20 protein-coding genes and 1 pseudogene are annotated in these 14,825 nt (G+C 60.6%); 11 read left to right on the forward strand and 10 right to left on the reverse strand.

The features are described 5' to 3' along the window. The first annotated feature begins 52 nt into the window (after positions 1-52). Positions 53-220, forward strand: a complete 168-nt coding sequence (locus tag BLR13_RS41285) for a hypothetical protein (RefSeq protein ID WP_171945011.1) — start codon at positions 53-55, stop codon at positions 218-220. 50 nt (positions 221-270) lie between these two features. Here the strand turns inward: BLR13_RS41285 and BLR13_RS38190 are convergent. The 4 genes and pseudogenes from BLR13_RS38190 to BLR13_RS38200 all read right to left on the reverse strand — a co-directional run bounded on the left by BLR13_RS38190 (position 271) and on the right by BLR13_RS38200 (position 2,308). Then, positions 271-561: pseudogene (locus BLR13_RS38190) on the reverse strand (hypothetical protein). 525 nt (positions 562-1,086) lie between these two features. Beyond that, positions 1,087-1,272, reverse strand: a complete 186-nt coding sequence (locus tag BLR13_RS40875; protein WP_074829287.1) for a hypothetical protein — start codon at positions 1,270-1,272, stop codon at positions 1,087-1,089. 259 nt (positions 1,273-1,531) lie between these two features. Next, a complete protein-coding gene (locus BLR13_RS38195; RefSeq protein WP_074829284.1) occupies positions 1,532-1,879 on the reverse strand; it encodes a GrlR family regulatory protein in 348 nt (115 codons plus the stop codon). Between the two features lie 186 nt (positions 1,880-2,065). Then, positions 2,066-2,308: a DUF2171 domain-containing protein gene (locus tag BLR13_RS38200; RefSeq protein WP_074829281.1), complete on the reverse strand. Its 243-nt coding sequence runs from the start codon at positions 2,306-2,308 to the stop codon at positions 2,066-2,068. 162 nt (positions 2,309-2,470) lie between these two features. On the opposite strand from BLR13_RS38200, the gene BLR13_RS40880 reads away from it, so the two are divergent. The 3 genes from BLR13_RS40880 to BLR13_RS40885 all read left to right on the forward strand — a co-directional run bounded on the left by BLR13_RS40880 (position 2,471) and on the right by BLR13_RS40885 (position 3,298). Continuing rightward, positions 2,471-2,617 carry a hypothetical protein gene (locus BLR13_RS40880; RefSeq protein ID WP_154070909.1) on the forward strand — a complete coding sequence of 49 codons (147 nt, stop codon included), beginning with the start codon at positions 2,471-2,473 and terminating at the stop codon, positions 2,615-2,617. A 181-nt stretch (positions 2,618-2,798) separates the two neighbouring features. Continuing rightward, entirely contained in the window at positions 2,799-2,993 is a 195-nt protein-coding gene (locus tag BLR13_RS38205) for a hypothetical protein (protein ID WP_074829274.1), read from the forward strand. Between the two features lie 77 nt (positions 2,994-3,070). Then, a complete protein-coding gene (locus BLR13_RS40885) occupies positions 3,071-3,298 on the forward strand; it encodes a hypothetical protein (RefSeq protein WP_143039821.1) in 228 nt (75 codons plus the stop codon). A gap of 30 nt (positions 3,299-3,328) precedes the next feature. On the opposite strand, the gene BLR13_RS38210 is transcribed toward BLR13_RS40885, so the two are convergent. Further along, complete coding sequence (locus BLR13_RS38210; RefSeq protein WP_074829269.1) at positions 3,329-3,625, reverse strand: putative quinol monooxygenase; 297 nt, start codon at positions 3,623-3,625, stop codon at positions 3,329-3,331. Positions 3,626-3,835: 210 nt separating this feature from the next. Further along, entirely contained in the window at positions 3,836-4,021 is a 186-nt protein-coding gene (locus BLR13_RS38215) for a hypothetical protein (RefSeq protein WP_074829266.1), read from the reverse strand. A 139-nt stretch (positions 4,022-4,160) separates the two neighbouring features. Here BLR13_RS38215 and BLR13_RS38220 point away from each other — a divergent pair, with 139 nt between their 5' ends. After that, positions 4,161-4,346 carry a DUF3072 domain-containing protein gene (locus tag BLR13_RS38220; RefSeq protein WP_244525026.1) on the forward strand — a complete coding sequence of 62 codons (186 nt, stop codon included), beginning with the start codon at positions 4,161-4,163 and terminating at the stop codon, positions 4,344-4,346. A gap of 37 nt (positions 4,347-4,383) precedes the next feature. Here the strand turns inward: BLR13_RS38220 and BLR13_RS38225 are convergent, their stop codons facing one another. Next, complete coding sequence (locus tag BLR13_RS38225; RefSeq protein WP_074829263.1) at positions 4,384-4,728, reverse strand: DUF805 domain-containing protein; 345 nt, start codon at positions 4,726-4,728, stop codon at positions 4,384-4,386. Positions 4,729-4,966: 238 nt separating this feature from the next. Here BLR13_RS38225 and BLR13_RS38230 point away from each other — a divergent pair, with 238 nt between their 5' ends. Further along, positions 4,967-5,419: a VOC family protein gene (locus tag BLR13_RS38230; RefSeq protein WP_074829260.1), complete on the forward strand. Its 453-nt coding sequence runs from the start codon at positions 4,967-4,969 to the stop codon at positions 5,417-5,419. Between the two features lie 391 nt (positions 5,420-5,810). Beyond that, entirely contained in the window at positions 5,811-6,470 is a 660-nt protein-coding gene (locus BLR13_RS38235) for a glutathione S-transferase family protein (RefSeq protein WP_074829257.1), read from the forward strand. Positions 6,471-6,552: 82 nt separating this feature from the next. Here BLR13_RS38235 and BLR13_RS38240 read toward each other — a convergent pair whose 3' ends face one another. Continuing rightward, positions 6,553-6,804, reverse strand: coding sequence for a porin (locus BLR13_RS38240; protein ID WP_074829254.1), 252 nt, complete (start codon positions 6,802-6,804; stop codon positions 6,553-6,555). 836 nt (positions 6,805-7,640) lie between these two features. On the opposite strand from BLR13_RS38240, the gene BLR13_RS38245 reads away from it, so the two are divergent. The 4 genes from BLR13_RS38245 to BLR13_RS38260 all read left to right on the forward strand — a co-directional run bounded on the left by BLR13_RS38245 (position 7,641) and on the right by BLR13_RS38260 (position 13,065). Continuing rightward, positions 7,641-8,999: a hypothetical protein gene (locus BLR13_RS38245; protein ID WP_074829245.1), complete on the forward strand. Its 1,359-nt coding sequence runs from the start codon at positions 7,641-7,643 to the stop codon at positions 8,997-8,999. A gap of 257 nt (positions 9,000-9,256) precedes the next feature. Next, a complete protein-coding gene (locus tag BLR13_RS38250) occupies positions 9,257-9,721 on the forward strand; it encodes a hypothetical protein (protein ID WP_074829242.1) in 465 nt (154 codons plus the stop codon). A gap of 132 nt (positions 9,722-9,853) precedes the next feature. After that, positions 9,854-11,641, forward strand: a complete 1,788-nt coding sequence (locus tag BLR13_RS38255) for a type I secretion system permease/ATPase (RefSeq protein WP_074829239.1) — start codon at positions 9,854-9,856, stop codon at positions 11,639-11,641. Next, positions 11,638-13,065: an HlyD family type I secretion periplasmic adaptor subunit gene (locus BLR13_RS38260; RefSeq protein ID WP_074829236.1), complete on the forward strand. Its 1,428-nt coding sequence runs from the start codon at positions 11,638-11,640 to the stop codon at positions 13,063-13,065. The genes BLR13_RS38255 and BLR13_RS38260 overlap by 4 nt, the downstream gene beginning before the upstream one ends. A 37-nt stretch (positions 13,066-13,102) precedes the next feature. Here BLR13_RS38260 and BLR13_RS38265 read toward each other — a convergent pair whose 3' ends face one another. After that, positions 13,103-13,873: a response regulator transcription factor gene (locus BLR13_RS38265; RefSeq protein WP_074829235.1), complete on the reverse strand. Its 771-nt coding sequence runs from the start codon at positions 13,871-13,873 to the stop codon at positions 13,103-13,105. Positions 13,874-14,075: 202 nt separating this feature from the next. Further along, entirely contained in the window at positions 14,076-14,672 is a 597-nt protein-coding gene (locus BLR13_RS42135; protein WP_244525027.1) for a hypothetical protein, read from the reverse strand. Positions 14,673-14,825: the final 153 nt, after the last annotated feature.

Here is a 14,825-nt window from a genome sequence, read left to right on the forward strand (position 1 = left end):
CCATTCGCGACCGCCAATGATGCGGGATACGAATCAAGAAACGGGATGGGCGATGACGGAACAGGAAGAACGGCTCGCGCGCGAACGGGCGGAAATTGCGGCACGCGTGGCTAGCTTCAAGAAAACCCAGCAGAAATTCGAGCGCGAGCGCGAGGAATATTACGCGACGACCCTCGGCAAGGCGTGGAGCGGATTCAACCGGCCCTCGTTCTGGACCTAAGGAAGCGCATTACGGCAAAAAGCCCGGAGCAATGCTCCGGGCTCTTCAGATTACCAATGACGATAGTAGCGATGCCGGTAATACGGCCCGCCATAGTAGGCGTAGGGTCCGGGTCCGTAATAAGCCGGGCCGTAATAGGCCGGGCCGTATTAGCGAGGACCGTAATAGCCATAGCCGGGCCCGTAATACGGGCCGTAGGCGCCCGCGACGCCGGCCGCGATAGCGCCCGCAGCCAGACCGAACGCCAGGCCGGGGCCGATGCCGCGCGCCTGTGCCGGCGCAGTAATGGCGGTTGCGCCAACCGTGGCGACCGTCGCCAGGACGGCAAGTGCCTTTTTCATACGCACCTCCTTGCATTGTTCGGACGGGATAACGCCGACGCGTTGCGATGGTTGCAGGACGACGCCCGAAGATGAAGGGAACCGGCCGTGGATCTCCTGCAAGAAAATTTGGAAACGGCCGGAACGTAAACGCTGCTCCGGCGTTTGCAATTCGAGTGCGGCAACCTTGCGAGAGGTGAAGCATGAAAGACCCCGTCGGCATCCTCGGATTCCGGCGGGGTTTTCGTTGGCGCGATGTTGACGCCGACGCGGCCAGGCGCGAGCGCGTAACGAGTACTCGGAATAACGTAGCGCGAGATGCTGTTATCGGAGCAAAAGTTCCGACACGGTATGACGCGAACTGCCCGACCGCAGCGCGGAACGAACGACGACCTCGGGGATTCTCTTCCTCAGGAGGTCGCTCATGCCGCCATGGATGGAAATTCTGCTCAATGTGATCGGCTATGCCGGTTTCATCGGCGTCGCGAAATATCACAAGCCGTCAGACGAAAATGCGCCGGACCACGGAGCTTAGCGCGCGCCAGGCTAGTTCGCCTTGTGCGGCTCGCCGGCGGTGCGCACCAGCCGGTCGGCCTTGACCAGCACATGCCCGCTATCCGGCTGCGGCCGGAGCGAAAAGCTGACGGCGATGAAGGCTACGCAAAACAGCGCGCCGACCACCATTACGCGCCGGTGGGTCGGTTGATCTGCATTGTGGAACGAAGGGACCATGGCTGTTTTCCTCGGGGCCCATCCCTACGCCGATCGCGGACACGCACAACGCGAATTGGGTTTTAACCTAACTGAATAGGGTTATCCCGGCTGCCGAAAGGAAGTGTTGACCTAACCGGTCCGGACTTTCAGATGCCGCCGCGCCAGGATTATCCGCAGCAAATCCACAGGGCACACACAGGAGCGGAATTGCGAATTCCGTCGTCGCCGTCTGCTCTTGCTGCGCAGCGATCCACAACCTTCACCGACACAGCGCCTCTCAGGCGTCGGCAAGCCGCTTCAAGGTTGCGTGAAAGCTGAGGCTGCGACGCCCGACCAGGACCGTGCCGAACGCTTCCGCCGTGCTTTCCGTAAATGTCCCGGAAAACCCGCTCGCGACCGCCTCGCCGGCAAACAGCGGGCGAACGAACGGGTCGGCAAACCCCGTGTGCTGGTCGGTGCTCAACTGCCCCTTCCAGGTGCCGTTGCCGACCGTGTAGGAGCCGATCGACCAGAAGTGCGGCCCGCCGCCGAGCAGCACGCCGTCACGCAGGATCAGGACGCCGCTGTCGCGCCCCTTCACCCCGTCGAGCATATGCATGTGAATCGAATAGAGCCCATTCCTCATCGCGGACGCTTCCCCGGTCTGGGCCGAGTTTAGCGCAATGCAACAGCTCAGATCGATGAAAATGCTGATGTAACGCGCGAAACGATTTGCCGCAGCGCATCCGGGCGCCGCAAGCCAGACTCCTTTTGTTCTTCTGGAACGAACAGGGGGCGCGTTTTTCGCCCCCTGTGCCCGCTTAACAGACCGTTACGCTTCCTGCTCCATCGTGACAGCAACGGCGCCGTTGGCCGAAAGCCGCACCTTGTTGCCTTCGATGTCGGCGACCAGGCTGCCGTCAATGTAATGATGGTGGCCCTTGTGACTGCCCTCGCCGCTGTCTTTCCGGGTCAGCTTGATCCTGCCGCCCTCGACCTTGTCGACGGTGCCCACTGGCGCACCATCGGCTCCGATCACTTCCATATGCTCCTTGATGCCGCTCACGCCTGCCATTTGATGTTCCTTTGGGGTGTTCGGTTGCTATCGGGAACACCTAACGCGCGGAATCTCCGGAGGTTCAAAGCCCCGACGCGCCCCTGAACACGAATTCGAGACCTGCGCGGCTGGTTCGAACCTTTTGGGGGCGGTTGGTACATATCTCTGAAAGGTGCCGCCATGACCCAAGCCGATCATTACCGAGACCAGTCCAACAGAGCCAAACGCCTGGCGAAGGCCATCAAGGATCCCGAAGCTTCCCAGAAGCTGATCGAGATGGCCGAGGAATTCCGCCTCTACGCCGAGCGTCTGGACCAGACTCACTGACGCCTCGCACGGCGGCCTTGCACTAACGAGGTGTCGTGGCGCCCTCCCGGCGCTGCCGGCTTCGAAACGGAAGCTTAAAGCCTTTGTTCACCTCGTGTCGTTGAAACGGCCCGCCGTTAACCCAACCTCTTTGCAAGGCGTAAATGGCCACCTGACAAGTTTACGTCAGGAGGGTCCTCTCATGGTCATTTATCCCGTACCGGTTGAAGTGACGCAGGCTAGAATTCAGCTCCTCGTCGACCAGACCGCCAAGGCGCCGCCGAAGACCATCAACGACGATCTGGACGCGGTCTACCATACCGAGGCGGTCGCCGAGGAAGCGGCCCTGCAAGAAACCCGGACCGAGGAAACGTCCGTGGTGGACGTCAAGGTCTAGCGGCCAACACGACAGCGAACACCGGCGCGAAGCCGATCGCAGCCCGATCATTCACGCTTGCGCGCCATCGAGGTGATTTGCGTCACGCACGCGGGCCGTTAGCGCTGCTAGCGTCGCGCCATGATGACGCTTCAGACCATCGCAATCTGGCTCATTCAGGCCGCACTGTTTTTCATCGGCATCTGCGCCGCGACATCGACGAATTGATCCCCAGCGCCATCATCTTCTTTGCGGTGGCGGCGGCGCTCGGATGGATCGGAAACAAGTTCTGGCCCGAGGACTGGATCCACAATCCCCTTCTCTAGGCGAGATCAGCAGGCTCGCTGCCGGACCGGTTATCTCGCAATCTCTTCGGTGCGGTAGATCTTCGTGCCCGACGTTTCGACGATGCGGCCTTTCAGGGATTTCACAAACGCCTTGGATCCCTCGACAGCGAAATGGGTTCGCAACGCGGCTTCGTCCGCCCATTGCTCGAAGAAGAACAGCCGCATCGGGTTCTGACAGTCGACATGCACGTCGTGCGAGATGCAGCCGGGCTCCTTGCGCGAGCGCTCGACGTGCTCGATGCAGGAACGAAGCACCGCGTCGAAGGAATCCTCACGCGCCAGAATACTGCCGGTAACGAGAATCATGCCGATCCGCCCCCTGCCCGCGCGCCCGCCAACCGCATACGTGAGTGCGGACCGCCAAAACGGAACGACTGTTAGGGCATCGAGCGAGGCCAGACAACCGGCCCCGCCCGCCCTTTGACCGAGACGTAACGCAGGCCCCGATCAACGATGTGTTCGCGGTCACGCTGCCGAAGCGACGCTGCGGCGCGCATCTGTTCGGTCCCGCAGCCTTCAGCGCCGCGCGAAGCGCGGCTTCCGGAGATCCGGCAGCCCGATCGGCGTGAGGTCTCCCAGCGTCCGCCGCTCCCCCACCAGATCAGCCAATTCGGCCCGCATCGCCATCAGCCTGGTGGCGCTGCCGGCGCAGTCCCCGTCGTGGGCGACTTCCTTGCGCATGGCGCCTTCGGTCTCCCGCATTTCCAATCTCAAGGCACTGATTTTCTTGCGGATTTTATTAACTCTATTGTCCATGGCGAGACCCCTTGCGGTTGTCACGCAAAGAGAACAAATATAGAACATAATTGCAAGTGGCAGTTTTGCCGAAACGGAGGTTTCGATGACGTACGACCGCTATCCCGACCGCCTGCAGGGCCCGATGAGCCGCGGCCAGGCCAGCACCCTTCGCTCCCTTTCGATCGAGGCGTACCAGCCCAAGCAGTTTGCGGAGGATCTGACGGCCGAGGAAGCCGCCAGACGGATCGAAGCCCTTCGGCAGGAGATCGAACTGGCGAACTCGTTCTGACGGCCCTTTGTTCGGAGCCGTCACCCCCGCGCCCGCCTCAGAGTGGATCGGCGCCGAACCGATTGGGGCCGGCGGTACCGCGCTGGCAAGCCCAGTAGATCAGCACGAGCGTACCGATGATCGTGAACGCGAGCAGTATCCACCAGAACGTCCGATCGATATCGTGAAGCCTGCGGGCGCTGACGGCGAGGCCCGGCAGAAACAATCCCAGTCCGACAATCGTACCAACCATCCCGATGCCGAGCGTCGCATCGATGATATTCGCGACAATGGACGCGATGACGACAAAGAGCGTCCAGTACCAATATTCGGACCGGCAGGCGCGGCCTCCGAATTGAACATACTTGCTAAAGCCCGACGAAATCGCCTCTGCAAAATTCATGTGATGCCCCCCCCCGTGTCCGCCGTGAGATTCCAATCGCGGGATTAGGTCACAATACCCGGTCGTTTTCCAGCTTGGCGTTGGCAACTCCAGCTCGCGAAGTGTTGAATCGCTCAACCACGCAAGATGCCAAGGCGGCGCGCAAACCCCTGCCCCATGGTGCAATTTGCTGCTATTGAAGCCCCGTCACGCCGAAAATGGCCAACAACTTTGTCACGTTCCCAGGGAGCCAAGAAACATGCGTTATCTCCACACCATGCTGCGCGTCCGCAACCTCGATGTCGCGATGAAGTTCTACCGCGACGCGATGGGATTGAAGGAAGTGCGCCGGGTCGACAACGAGAAAGGCCGCTTCACGCTGGTGTTCCTGTGCGCCGCCGAGGACGAGAGCCTGTTCAAGGCCGCCCCGCAGAATCGCGGCGCGCCGCTGGTCGAGCTCACCTACAACTGGGACGAGGAGAAATACGGCGAGGATCGCCATTTCGGCCACCTCGCCTACGAGGTCGACGACATCTACGCGACCTGCGATCGCCTGATGAAGGCCGGCGTCACCATCAACCGCCCGCCGCGCGACGGCAACATGGCGTTCGTGCGTTCGCCGGACCTGCATTCGATCGAGCTGTTGCAGAAGGGCGAGCCGAAGCCGCCGGCGGAGCCGTGGGCTTCGATGCCGAACACCGGCCACTGGTAAGCCGATCGCCACGGCTATTCGCTGTTTTCGAATCGGAATATCGTTGTCCGAAATTCCACAATCGTAAAGCGCGCGGCACGCAGAGATTCCAGTTTCCATCCGGGAACCGGATCGTCCTTCAAAGGTTCTCCTCTCGATTACATCTTGAGGAGGCTGCGATGGGAAAAGGACTTCTGCTGTGGTTGTTGGGTGTGCCGATTCCGGTGATCATTCTGCTGTGGTTGTTCTTCGGCCGCTGAGTGACCGAGGCAATTGCATTTTACGAAAGATCAGGCTCCGCCGTTGCCTCGGCGGGGCCTGATTTTTGTTGGGCCTGCCTCACCTGAAAGCGCGCTTTTTCGCTGATCTTCGGCTATCAACGCTGCAAGACGATCAAAGGGAGCGACAACGCGTGGCCGATAACAACAAACAACAACTCACCATCTGGGGCCGGGCCAATTCGGTCAACGTTCAAAAAGTGCTGTGGTGCCTGCGCGAACTCGATCTCGGCTATGACCGGATCGATGCCGGCCTGCATTTCGGCAAGAACAACGAGCCGCCCTATCTGGCGATGAATCCGAACGGTCGGGTGCCGACTCTGGTCGACGGCGACTTCGTGCTGTGGGAATCCAATTCGGTAATGCGCTATCTGTGCATGGCCTACGGCAAGGACTCCGGCAACGGTTCGCCGATCTATCCGAAAGAGCCGAAATTGCGTGCCAGCGTCGACCGCTGGCTCGACTGGACGCTGTCGACGCTGCAGCCGGTCGACCGGCCGGTGTTCTGGGCGCTGGTGCGCACCCCGCCCGACAAGCGCGACATGGTCGCAATCCAGAAGGATGCCGACGCCGAGGCCGTGGTGTGGCGGATCGTCGAGGCGCAACTGGCGACGCGGCGCTTCATCGAAGGCGATCAGTTCACCATCGCCGATATCGCGATCGGCGCCTATGCGCGGCGCTGGCTCGGCGTCGAAGGCGTGACAAAACCCAAACTGCCGAACCTGGAACGCTGGTTCGCGCAGTTCGAAAGCCGACCCGGCTTCGTCCAGTTCATCGCGCCGCCGATGACGTGAGCTGAGTTGGCTAGAGCGTTTTCAAGCGAAGTGGATGCCGGTTCGCGTAAAGAAAACGCGTCAAAACAAAAAGCTTCGACGCTCAGCGCGCGCCCATATAGGCGCCCGCGCCGGTGCTGACGACGCCACCCACTTTCACGCAGGTATCGGTGCCATCGACCTTGACGAAGCCGGCGCCAAACGCCGCGCACGAACCGGCCGATGTCGCGCCCCTCACCGGCAGGAGTTTGCCCGGCTTGGCCGTGTTTGCGGATTTCGGAACAGCCGGCTGTTCGGCCAGCGCGCTCACGGCTGGCAACGTCGCGGCAACGATCGCAAGCAGGAATTTTCGCATCCCGGCTTTTATCGCCTGCCGTGCCGCAGCGCTAGTCTGGCGGTCCTGGGCAGGTTTTCAGGATGGAGCCCATGTCGTCAATGGCGCTCGCAGTCAAATCCGTCTCACGGTCGAATAGCGGAAAGGGTGCGCGGCTTTACCCAAGGTGATTGAGGCATTAGAAGTTAGACCGCCTCTGCCGTCAGGGGCGGAGCAACACGGCGACGCCATTTTATCGCGCTTCCGGGCGCTACGGCCTGCATGCCCGCTCGGTTCGCGCGCGTTCCACCCGACCCGGGTCAAATCAGGACAGAGGGTGTAATCCTTTTTTGCGTATTCCGTTTCGTTCAGATCTGCCCTAGCAAGTAACCTTCAGAAGTGAGGCTAATTGCCAGGTCGCTTGCGCTCTTAGCCCAGCTGCATGTGGCGCCGCTCGATGTCCAGTTCATTTCATAATGCTGATCAACGCACGCACCGAAAAATAATGTTCGTGGGCTTACTGTTTTGCGCGGCGTTTGTAGCCATCAGCTACTTTGCAAGAGAACAGCCTGACAATGACTACGTTCTCGTCAAAGCGGACAAACTGGTTCGTACTGCCGGCACGCCGTTGCCCACCAAATGAATTCCTTGATCGCGAGCCGCTGCCTGGTACGCACTGCATCGCCCATGTGTTCCAGTCATTAGCGAACCCTGCGACCACTGCACCCGAACGGGCGTAACCGATATCACGTCTAAGCCCGAACGCTCCAATCCGAATTGCCGTCTCGGCTTTTGGCTAGCCGAGGACGAGAGTTCTCCTTGAAGTCGGGAGAGGCCCGTCGGGTTGTGCGGAGCGATTGCGACCAGGGAGAGCGACGATGAATTTTTGGCAGCTGTCGGATGGAATCCGACCGCATCATCAGGCCCATCATGGGCATGGTGGCGGGCCTGCTTCCGAATGGCCGGACTCTCTGTCGTATTCCAGGATTGACACTGGGGACGGCGGCGCCGGCGATGGTGGCAATGGCTTCCTTTCCGGATCGGGAGCGAACGCGCCAGTCCCGATCTTCAGTCCGTCAGAGCCCGCTGGCGGAAACAGTTTTGTCCCCGAGCCCCCCGCCGGCTCAGCCCATCCCGATACCCATGCCTGGCTTGGCTCCGGTACGATCGACAGCGGGGCCAATACGGCCGGTAACGGCGGTGACGGCTATTTTTATGGAGGCATCATTCACGCGTCCATGGTCGTGTATGAACCCGTCAACATCAGCGTGGCGGCGGGATACGGTTCCATCGCCCTGGCCAACCAGACGAACAATGCAAGCTTCGATCAATCCGCCGTTCAGATGGCCGGTATCGGCGGGAACGGCGGCAACGGCAATATCGCGTCGGGGGGCAACGTCAGTACGGCTTCCTCCGGCGCCGACGTGATCGCGACCGGCGGCAACAGCGCGGGCAATGGCGGCCACGGCGTCTTCTCAGGAACGCTGGTCGATGCCCCTATCGTCATCTACCACCCGATAAACATTGCGGTCGCGGGTCCCGGCGGCACGGCCGAAGCTTCTCAGTCCAATACAGTGGACATCAATCAAGCCGCAATCCAGGTAGCAGGGGTCGGCGGCAATGGCGGAAGCGGCAACGCCGCCATCGGCGGTGACGTGTCTATGACCGGATTCGGTTCTGCGTCAGGTGGTTGGGAGATCCAGAGCGGCGGCAGCCATGCTGGCAACGGGGGGGACGGCTACGCTTACGGAGGGCTCGTCCACGCATCTTTCGCGCTGTATGACCCGATCAACATCGCGGTGGCGGGATACAATTCCAGTGCGAACGCCACCCAGACCAACAACGTGCATCTGGATCAATCCTCCTCACAGATGGCCGGCGTGGGGGGACATGGCGGCAGCGGCAACGTCGCAATGGGCGGGAATTGCAGCATCCCTTCCTTAGGCTTGGGCGGCGGCTCCGACGCGATCGCAACCGGGAGCAACGGCGCGGGCAATGGCGGCAGCGGCCACTTCTCGGGGAGCCTCGTCGATGTCAGTGTCGCGATCTATGCTCCAATCAATATCGCGATCGCGGGGCCCCATTCGACGGCCGAAGCGGATCAGGTCAACAACGTGCACATCGACCAGAGCGCGATCCAGATGGCCGGAATCGGCGGCCACGGCGGCTACGGCAATGTTGTGCTGGGCGGTGACGTTGCCATGCACCTTCTGTCCGATCTTCATTTGATGTCATAGAGCGACAACGCGCACCGGTTGTCCGGCTCGATGTTCAGGCCAAGGGTGTGCCGGCGCTCCGGCACGCCGCCGATCCACGCGCCATCGAGACGTCCACGAGGCATGTAAGCCTTTCGTGTGTAGCCCATCGAACCGGATGACATCCCATTTGGCATCTATCCCACTCAAGCAAGCTCGGATCACACTAGGCGCGCAAATCCGTCATCCTGATCCTGGATGGCTGATGCAAGAAACACAAACTCATCACGGAGGCTCGCATGACGATTGCAAAACCATCAATTAACGTTTCCGACTCGATCCATTTCAAGTCGATCGACACTGGCGGCAACAGCGCCGGCAATGGCGGCGATGGTAGTTTCAAGGGATACGTCGTCAATGCGCCGACGCTCAACTTCGATCCATCCAACACGGCGAACGGCGCCAGCGTGCATGTCAACACTGGCGATCACGTTGATCAAAAGGCCTCTTGGGACGCAGGCAAGGCGAGCGCGGAGGCGGAGAAGTGGTCAAAGGCCTATGCCAACGCCAACTCGAACGGCGATCAGAGCTCGAAGAGCGGCCACGATACCTCCAAGGTGTACGCCAATACGACGGCCGATCAGACAAACACACTCTCGGTGGACCAGCACCAGGACGTGATGGCCGGCATTGGCGGCCACGGCGGTGACGGCAACCTCGCAATGGGCGGGAACGTAGACTTCAGTTTTGACAGCTCGATCTGATCGGTGATCCGTCCGGCTGGCGGAGACCGGCGGCACACGCTGCCGGTCTCCGATGACCGCCAGTCTATCTGTCACGGCATCAGATCGACGATCAAGTAAAGGCCGAATTTCAAATCCCTGGCGGTAACGACAATGCTAATGCCGCCCATCCGCCTCCACATCGCTCCGCCTCCACAGACCCCGCTACTGGCGGCCCTGTGGGCCTGCGCGGGCCCGCTTGGTCTCGTGTTCGCATACAGTTGCAGCTACAATCTGCTGCTCTTTGCTCCGTCCATCTACCTCCTCCAGATCTATGATCGCGTCTTGTCGAGCCACAGCAGCGACACGCTGCTGATGCTCACACTGATCGTTGCGCTTACGGTTGTGGTCGGAGGCGTGCTTGACGCTTTGCGGCGCGCTGTATTGGGCCGGCTCGCCGCGTGGTTTGAAGATCGGCTTCGCCCCAGCGTGCTGTCGGCTTCCCTGGAATCCGCCTTCCGCGGCGATCCGGCACGCGCGTCGGACATCTATCGGGATCTTGCCGTTCTGCGTCAATTCATCGAATCCGGCGCTTGCCCGATGCTGTTTGACGCGCTCTGGGCGCCTCTTTTTCTGATCGTCCTCTTTCTCGTGCATCCCCTGCTTGGCGTGGTAGGCGCCTGCAACGTGCTCGCTCTCTTCGGCCTCACACTTGCCGGCGAGTTCCTCACGGAAGAGGCACTGGCAAGGTCCGGCGCTGCGCTGTCGAGAAGCTATGGCCGGCTCGCGACAGCTGCCGGCAACATTCACGTGATCCGGACCATGGGAATGTTCGACGGCGCCGCGCGCCGGATCTACCAGTCCGCGCAGGAGGCGCGAAGCGAACAAGACCTGGCCCAACGGCGATGCGAGATCATCATGCTCGTCGCCAAGCCGGTACGCGGGCTGGGGCAGGTCCTGATGATGGGCGCGGCCGCGTGGCTTGTCCTTGATCACGGCAGAAGTCCCGCCATCATTTTTGCCTCGACACTGCTATTCGGCCGCGCACTTGCGCCGGTCGAGGGCGCTATCGCGGGTTGGAAGGCTCTCGCGGCGGCCTTGCGCGCCTATCGGCGGCTCGGAGGCGTTCTTGCCGCCAATTCCGCTGTACCAGGAGAGACAGACGTTCCAGCGGATCAACCGCGGGCCGGTCTCGTTGTCGACAATGTCGGTGTAGCCCTGCGGGAGCCGCATTGCTTCCTGCTAAACGGCGTCTCGTTCAGTGTCGCGCCTGGCGAATGCCTGGGCATCATTGGTCCGTCGGGTTCGGGCAAATCAATGCTCGGCCAGATCATTGCTGGAATCTCACGGCCTACGCGCGGTCGAGTCCTGCTCGACAATATTGAGGTGTCGGGTTTGCGCGAAGGGCGGAGCGGCTGTCACCTCGGATATTTGCCCCAGGACATCAACCTGTTTGGGGAAACGATAAGGGAGAATATTGGGCGGCTCGGCGATCCCGATCTCCAGAAGGTCATCGAAGCCGCGAAGCTCGCTGGAATCCATGACACGATCGTGCGTCTCCCAGAGCGGTATGACACCCCTGTTCCCAACGGGGGCTTTGGCTTTTCGCGCGGATTTCGCCAGCGTCTCGGCCTCGCGCGGGCCTTCTTTGGTGACCCGCGCCTTGTGGTTCTCGACGAGCCAAACGCCAGCCTCGACTACGTCGGCGAACGCGTGCTCCTGGATGCCATTGAACAAATGAAGATCGCCAACAGCACGGTGATCGTCATCACCCATCGAATGGGTATTCTCGCCGCTACGAACAAGATTGCTATCATGCAGGATGGCGCGGTCACCGCTTTCGGCGACAGCGAGGAAATCTTCGAAAGGCATTTAAGCCGACCTCAGGTTCCGCCGCAGGTCACCCTGCCCGGGAGTACCGGCACGGCCGCGAAAATATCGGCGGAGCGAGTTGTCCCGTGATCTGGAAGCCACAAGATGTGCAGTCGCCTTCGCCCGACCTACTCCGCGGGCGTCGGCTCGGGGGCGTGATTACCGGAATCGACGAATTCGTGCCGCTTGAGTTTGCTTGGTGCTCGGCTCCGATGCCGACCTCGCCTCGCACGAGGCTTCGCGGTGTCACCCTGGCAGGCAATCTGCTTATACTCGGATTTGTGCTTGGTTTGGGAACGTGGTCGGGCTTCGCGCCACTTGAGAGCGCCGCGGTCGCTTCCGGCGTCGTGGAATCGGAGTCGAGCCGAAAGACGATCCAACACCTTGAGGGTGGCATCATCAGGGAAATCTTGATCGCAGACGGCGATATTGTCCGCGCCGGACAAACACTGATCTCGTTGGAGGACACCAAGGCCCGGGCCGAAGCCCAGAGCCTGCAAGGCCAGTTATGGGACGCGACGGCGCGAGAGGCACGGCTGCAGGCGGAACAGCACGGCGAAGAGCGGGTCTCGTTTCCGGAGAAGTTGGAGATGGCGCGGCACACGAACCCGTCCGTCGCGGCGGTCCTTGCGGGCCAGCAGAGTATCTTCGAAACGCGTCGGCAGGTCTTTCAGTCGCAAGGTGCCGTAAATCGGGAAAAAAGGTCGCAGGTAGAGAAAGAGATCGAGGGCCTCAGGGCGCAAAAAAGCGCGGCCTCGAGGCGCATCGAAATTGTCCGCGAGGAAGCGGATACGGTTGCCATGCTTGTGAGCAAGGGACTCGAGCGGCGCCCGCGCCTTCTGAACCTCGAGCGGGAAATGGCTGATATCGAGGGCCGGCGGGGTGAGATTGTCGCGCAGATCTCGCGTGCCGAGCAGGTTATCAATGAATCGAAGGTAACTCTCCTCAAATTGGAAAATGATCGTCAAAGCGAGATCGCGCAGTCGCTGCGCGAGGCACAAAGCCAGATTTTTCAGATACGCGAGCGATTGCAGGCGGCCGAAGATCAACTGCTGCGAACGGAGGTCAAGGCGCCCGAAGACGGCGTGGTCACCGACCTGCGGATCCATACCCCGGGTGGCGTGGTCGCGGCCGGCGCACCTCTCGTGGATTTGGTCCCCCGGCAGGATCGTCTCATCGTGACTGCGCGCGTCAGGCCCGAAGACATCGATGTGGTCCGTCCCGGGCTAACCGCCGACGTGAATCTACTTCCCTACAACCAGCGCCGCGTGCCACGGCTCATGGGAACCGTGATGCACGTTTCTGCCGACCGCCTCGTCGATAGACGCACCGACCAGCCTTATTACGCCGCGAAGATTCGGGTCGAGGATCCGCGGATCGCTGAGATCGATGGTCTCCGGATGGTTCCGGGAATGCCGGCCCAGGTGTTCATCAAGACCGGCCGCGGGACCGTGGCACTCTACGGCCTCAAGCCTCTGCTCGACAGCTTCAACAACGCGTTCCATGAGGATTGAACCACGACCAGGATAGCCTTCGATGAGATGAAGGGAATCATGAGCGTGGGTGACCGTTATGACCAAGCAAACGTCCGCTCCAGCGAAGGACCGCCTCGGTGCGGTTATGAGCGGAGTACTTCCGCAGGATGTGTTGAATATGCATTTTTACCGTGTTTTCCGAAAGGTTGAGCTTGGCGGCAATCAACTTGTTGGGAAGGCCGAGCTCCAGTAGCGCGAGAACGTGTTGCTCGCGGGGCGTAACGTCAACCATCGTCTTGTCGGGCACGATCGTTGTGGCGCCATTACCCTTGTTGATTATGGATAGCTCGGGAACGTCGGTATATGCCGGTATCGTCTCGAGACGCGATGCTTCATCATGTCTGATAATCGGCAGTGGTCGGTACACCCCACCGGCAAGAACCAGGCGCAATCCGGCGATAGCGACCTCGACTGGGATCGAGGTCGGAAAAAAGCCCCGGACTCCCCGCTGCAGCGCGGCTGTGGCGGTGGCCTCGTCGTCGCAATTCGACAAGAGCGCGATGTAGGCATTCGGAAAGGATTCGGCAACGAGCGGGAGACTTTGCTCGATCGAAGGATCCGTGATCGGCTTGTCCCCGATATTCAGCGCGATCAAGCGGACGTCTCTTCCTGATAACCAGTTCAGACCACTCGTCGTTGGCATTTCGACGATTTCGAACTCTGGGAACTCCCTCCTGAGGATACGGAGGATGCAGGTACGCGCCAGGACGTGATGCTCGATGATTACGAGCGTCGGCGGTGCATGTGACGCCAGCGCTAGTTCTGCAGGATTGGTAAGATCGTCCATGATGTCCCCGAATTCAGAAAATGCCGAGCCACTCCACCAGTCTGGATTTCCATGGAACAAATTGGCTTCATACGACCTGCGGCGGTTTGCTTTCCAATCGCGACGTTGCCATCGATGTTCGAGCGCAAGCGCAGGGAGCGTCGATCAGCGGATCCGTCAGGTCCACCGCGGCAAGTTTCAGCAGGAGTTCAACTGTTCCATGCTAGTTGCAAATGTTGCGATACGCGGTCGCCGCCGCTGAGTTAGCGGAGCCGTCGACGACGTATGCATCATCATCCCGCACGAGATATAGAAACGGCCTGTCTCCGATATCTTCGCCCGACGCTTTTTTTCCTTTGACGCGACCGCAAATGCTGTCGACGGATTCTCCCAGTAAGTTCTTTCGCATGGCGCGTTTCATTTCGCCGAACTCGGCAGACGCCGGGTTCTCCAGCTTCGCGGCGATCGTGGTTTTTGCCTTGATAAGGACCGGATCGGACGTTTCAGCGGCCTGACCAGATGTCGAAGGTTCGCCTCTCGCGGCAATCATGGCGACTTTTTTCACGGCGGGATGGGCCCTATTGCGGGCGTCAGCAGACGGCGGTTTTTCGGTCTTCGCCGCAATGCTGGACTTGACCTTGATTGTCGCAGAGTGGGCCTTGAGTGACGAAGGCTCTGGTTCAATCGGTTGATTGGCCGGTGTCCCGTCGTAACAGAATCCGTTCGCGTCCGGACATTGGTCCAGGCTCACTTGCCGTAGCAAGGGGCAGCTACATCCGACCAAGGTTGCGGCCAACGCGACAATGACAAGCGTTCTCATTCAGTCCCCCGAGAGTCGGAGTTCCGCTCGCAATTCTTGCTGCGTCATAATGTTGTGCGCTGATAGGTTAAATCTTGCGTACAAATATTAAGCGCTCATTAAGCGTCCGGCCTTCGCGGCGGGAAGCTCTCGCATGGTTAATAATCAGCACAG

This window comes from Bradyrhizobium ottawaense (assembly GCF_900099825.1).
Taxonomy (GTDB): Bacteria; Pseudomonadota; Alphaproteobacteria; order Rhizobiales; family Xanthobacteraceae; genus Bradyrhizobium; species Bradyrhizobium ottawaense_A.

Excerpts from the sequence above, each read along its gene's own strand:
- BLR13_RS41285 (WP_171945011.1), top strand. The coding sequence starts at position 53 with ATGACGGAACAGGAAGAACGGCTCGCGCGCGAACGGGCGGAAATTGCG.
- BLR13_RS40875 (WP_074829287.1), bottom strand. The coding sequence starts at position 1,272 with ATGGTCCCTTCGTTCCACAATGCAGATCAACCGACCCACCGGCGCGTA.
- BLR13_RS38195 (WP_074829284.1), bottom strand. The coding sequence starts at position 1,879 with ATGAGGAATGGGCTCTATTCGATTCACATGCATATGCTCGACGGGGTG.
- BLR13_RS38200 (WP_074829281.1), bottom strand. The coding sequence starts at position 2,308 with ATGGCAGGCGTGAGCGGCATCAAGGAGCATATGGAAGTGATCGGAGCC.
- BLR13_RS40880 (WP_154070909.1), top strand. The coding sequence starts at position 2,471 with ATGACCCAAGCCGATCATTACCGAGACCAGTCCAACAGAGCCAAACGC.
- BLR13_RS38205 (WP_074829274.1), top strand. The coding sequence starts at position 2,799 with ATGGTCATTTATCCCGTACCGGTTGAAGTGACGCAGGCTAGAATTCAG.
- BLR13_RS38210 (WP_074829269.1), bottom strand. The coding sequence starts at position 3,625 with ATGATTCTCGTTACCGGCAGTATTCTGGCGCGTGAGGATTCCTTCGAC.
- BLR13_RS38215 (WP_074829266.1), bottom strand. The coding sequence starts at position 4,021 with ATGCGGGAGACCGAAGGCGCCATGCGCAAGGAAGTCGCCCACGACGGG.
- BLR13_RS38220 (WP_244525026.1), top strand. The coding sequence starts at position 4,161 with ATGACGTACGACCGCTATCCCGACCGCCTGCAGGGCCCGATGAGCCGC.
- BLR13_RS38225 (WP_074829263.1), bottom strand. The coding sequence starts at position 4,728 with ATGAATTTTGCAGAGGCGATTTCGTCGGGCTTTAGCAAGTATGTTCAA.
- BLR13_RS38230 (WP_074829260.1), top strand. The coding sequence starts at position 4,967 with ATGCGTTATCTCCACACCATGCTGCGCGTCCGCAACCTCGATGTCGCG.
- BLR13_RS38240 (WP_074829254.1), bottom strand. The coding sequence starts at position 6,804 with ATGCGAAAATTCCTGCTTGCGATCGTTGCCGCGACGTTGCCAGCCGTG.
- BLR13_RS38245 (WP_074829245.1), top strand. The coding sequence starts at position 7,641 with ATGAATTTTTGGCAGCTGTCGGATGGAATCCGACCGCATCATCAGGCC.
- BLR13_RS38250 (WP_074829242.1), top strand. The coding sequence starts at position 9,257 with ATGACGATTGCAAAACCATCAATTAACGTTTCCGACTCGATCCATTTC.
- BLR13_RS38255 (WP_074829239.1), top strand. The coding sequence starts at position 9,854 with ATGCTAATGCCGCCCATCCGCCTCCACATCGCTCCGCCTCCACAGACC.
- BLR13_RS38265 (WP_074829235.1), bottom strand. The coding sequence starts at position 13,873 with ATGGACGATCTTACCAATCCTGCAGAACTAGCGCTGGCGTCACATGCA.
- BLR13_RS42135 (WP_244525027.1), bottom strand. The coding sequence starts at position 14,672 with ATGAGAACGCTTGTCATTGTCGCGTTGGCCGCAACCTTGGTCGGATGT.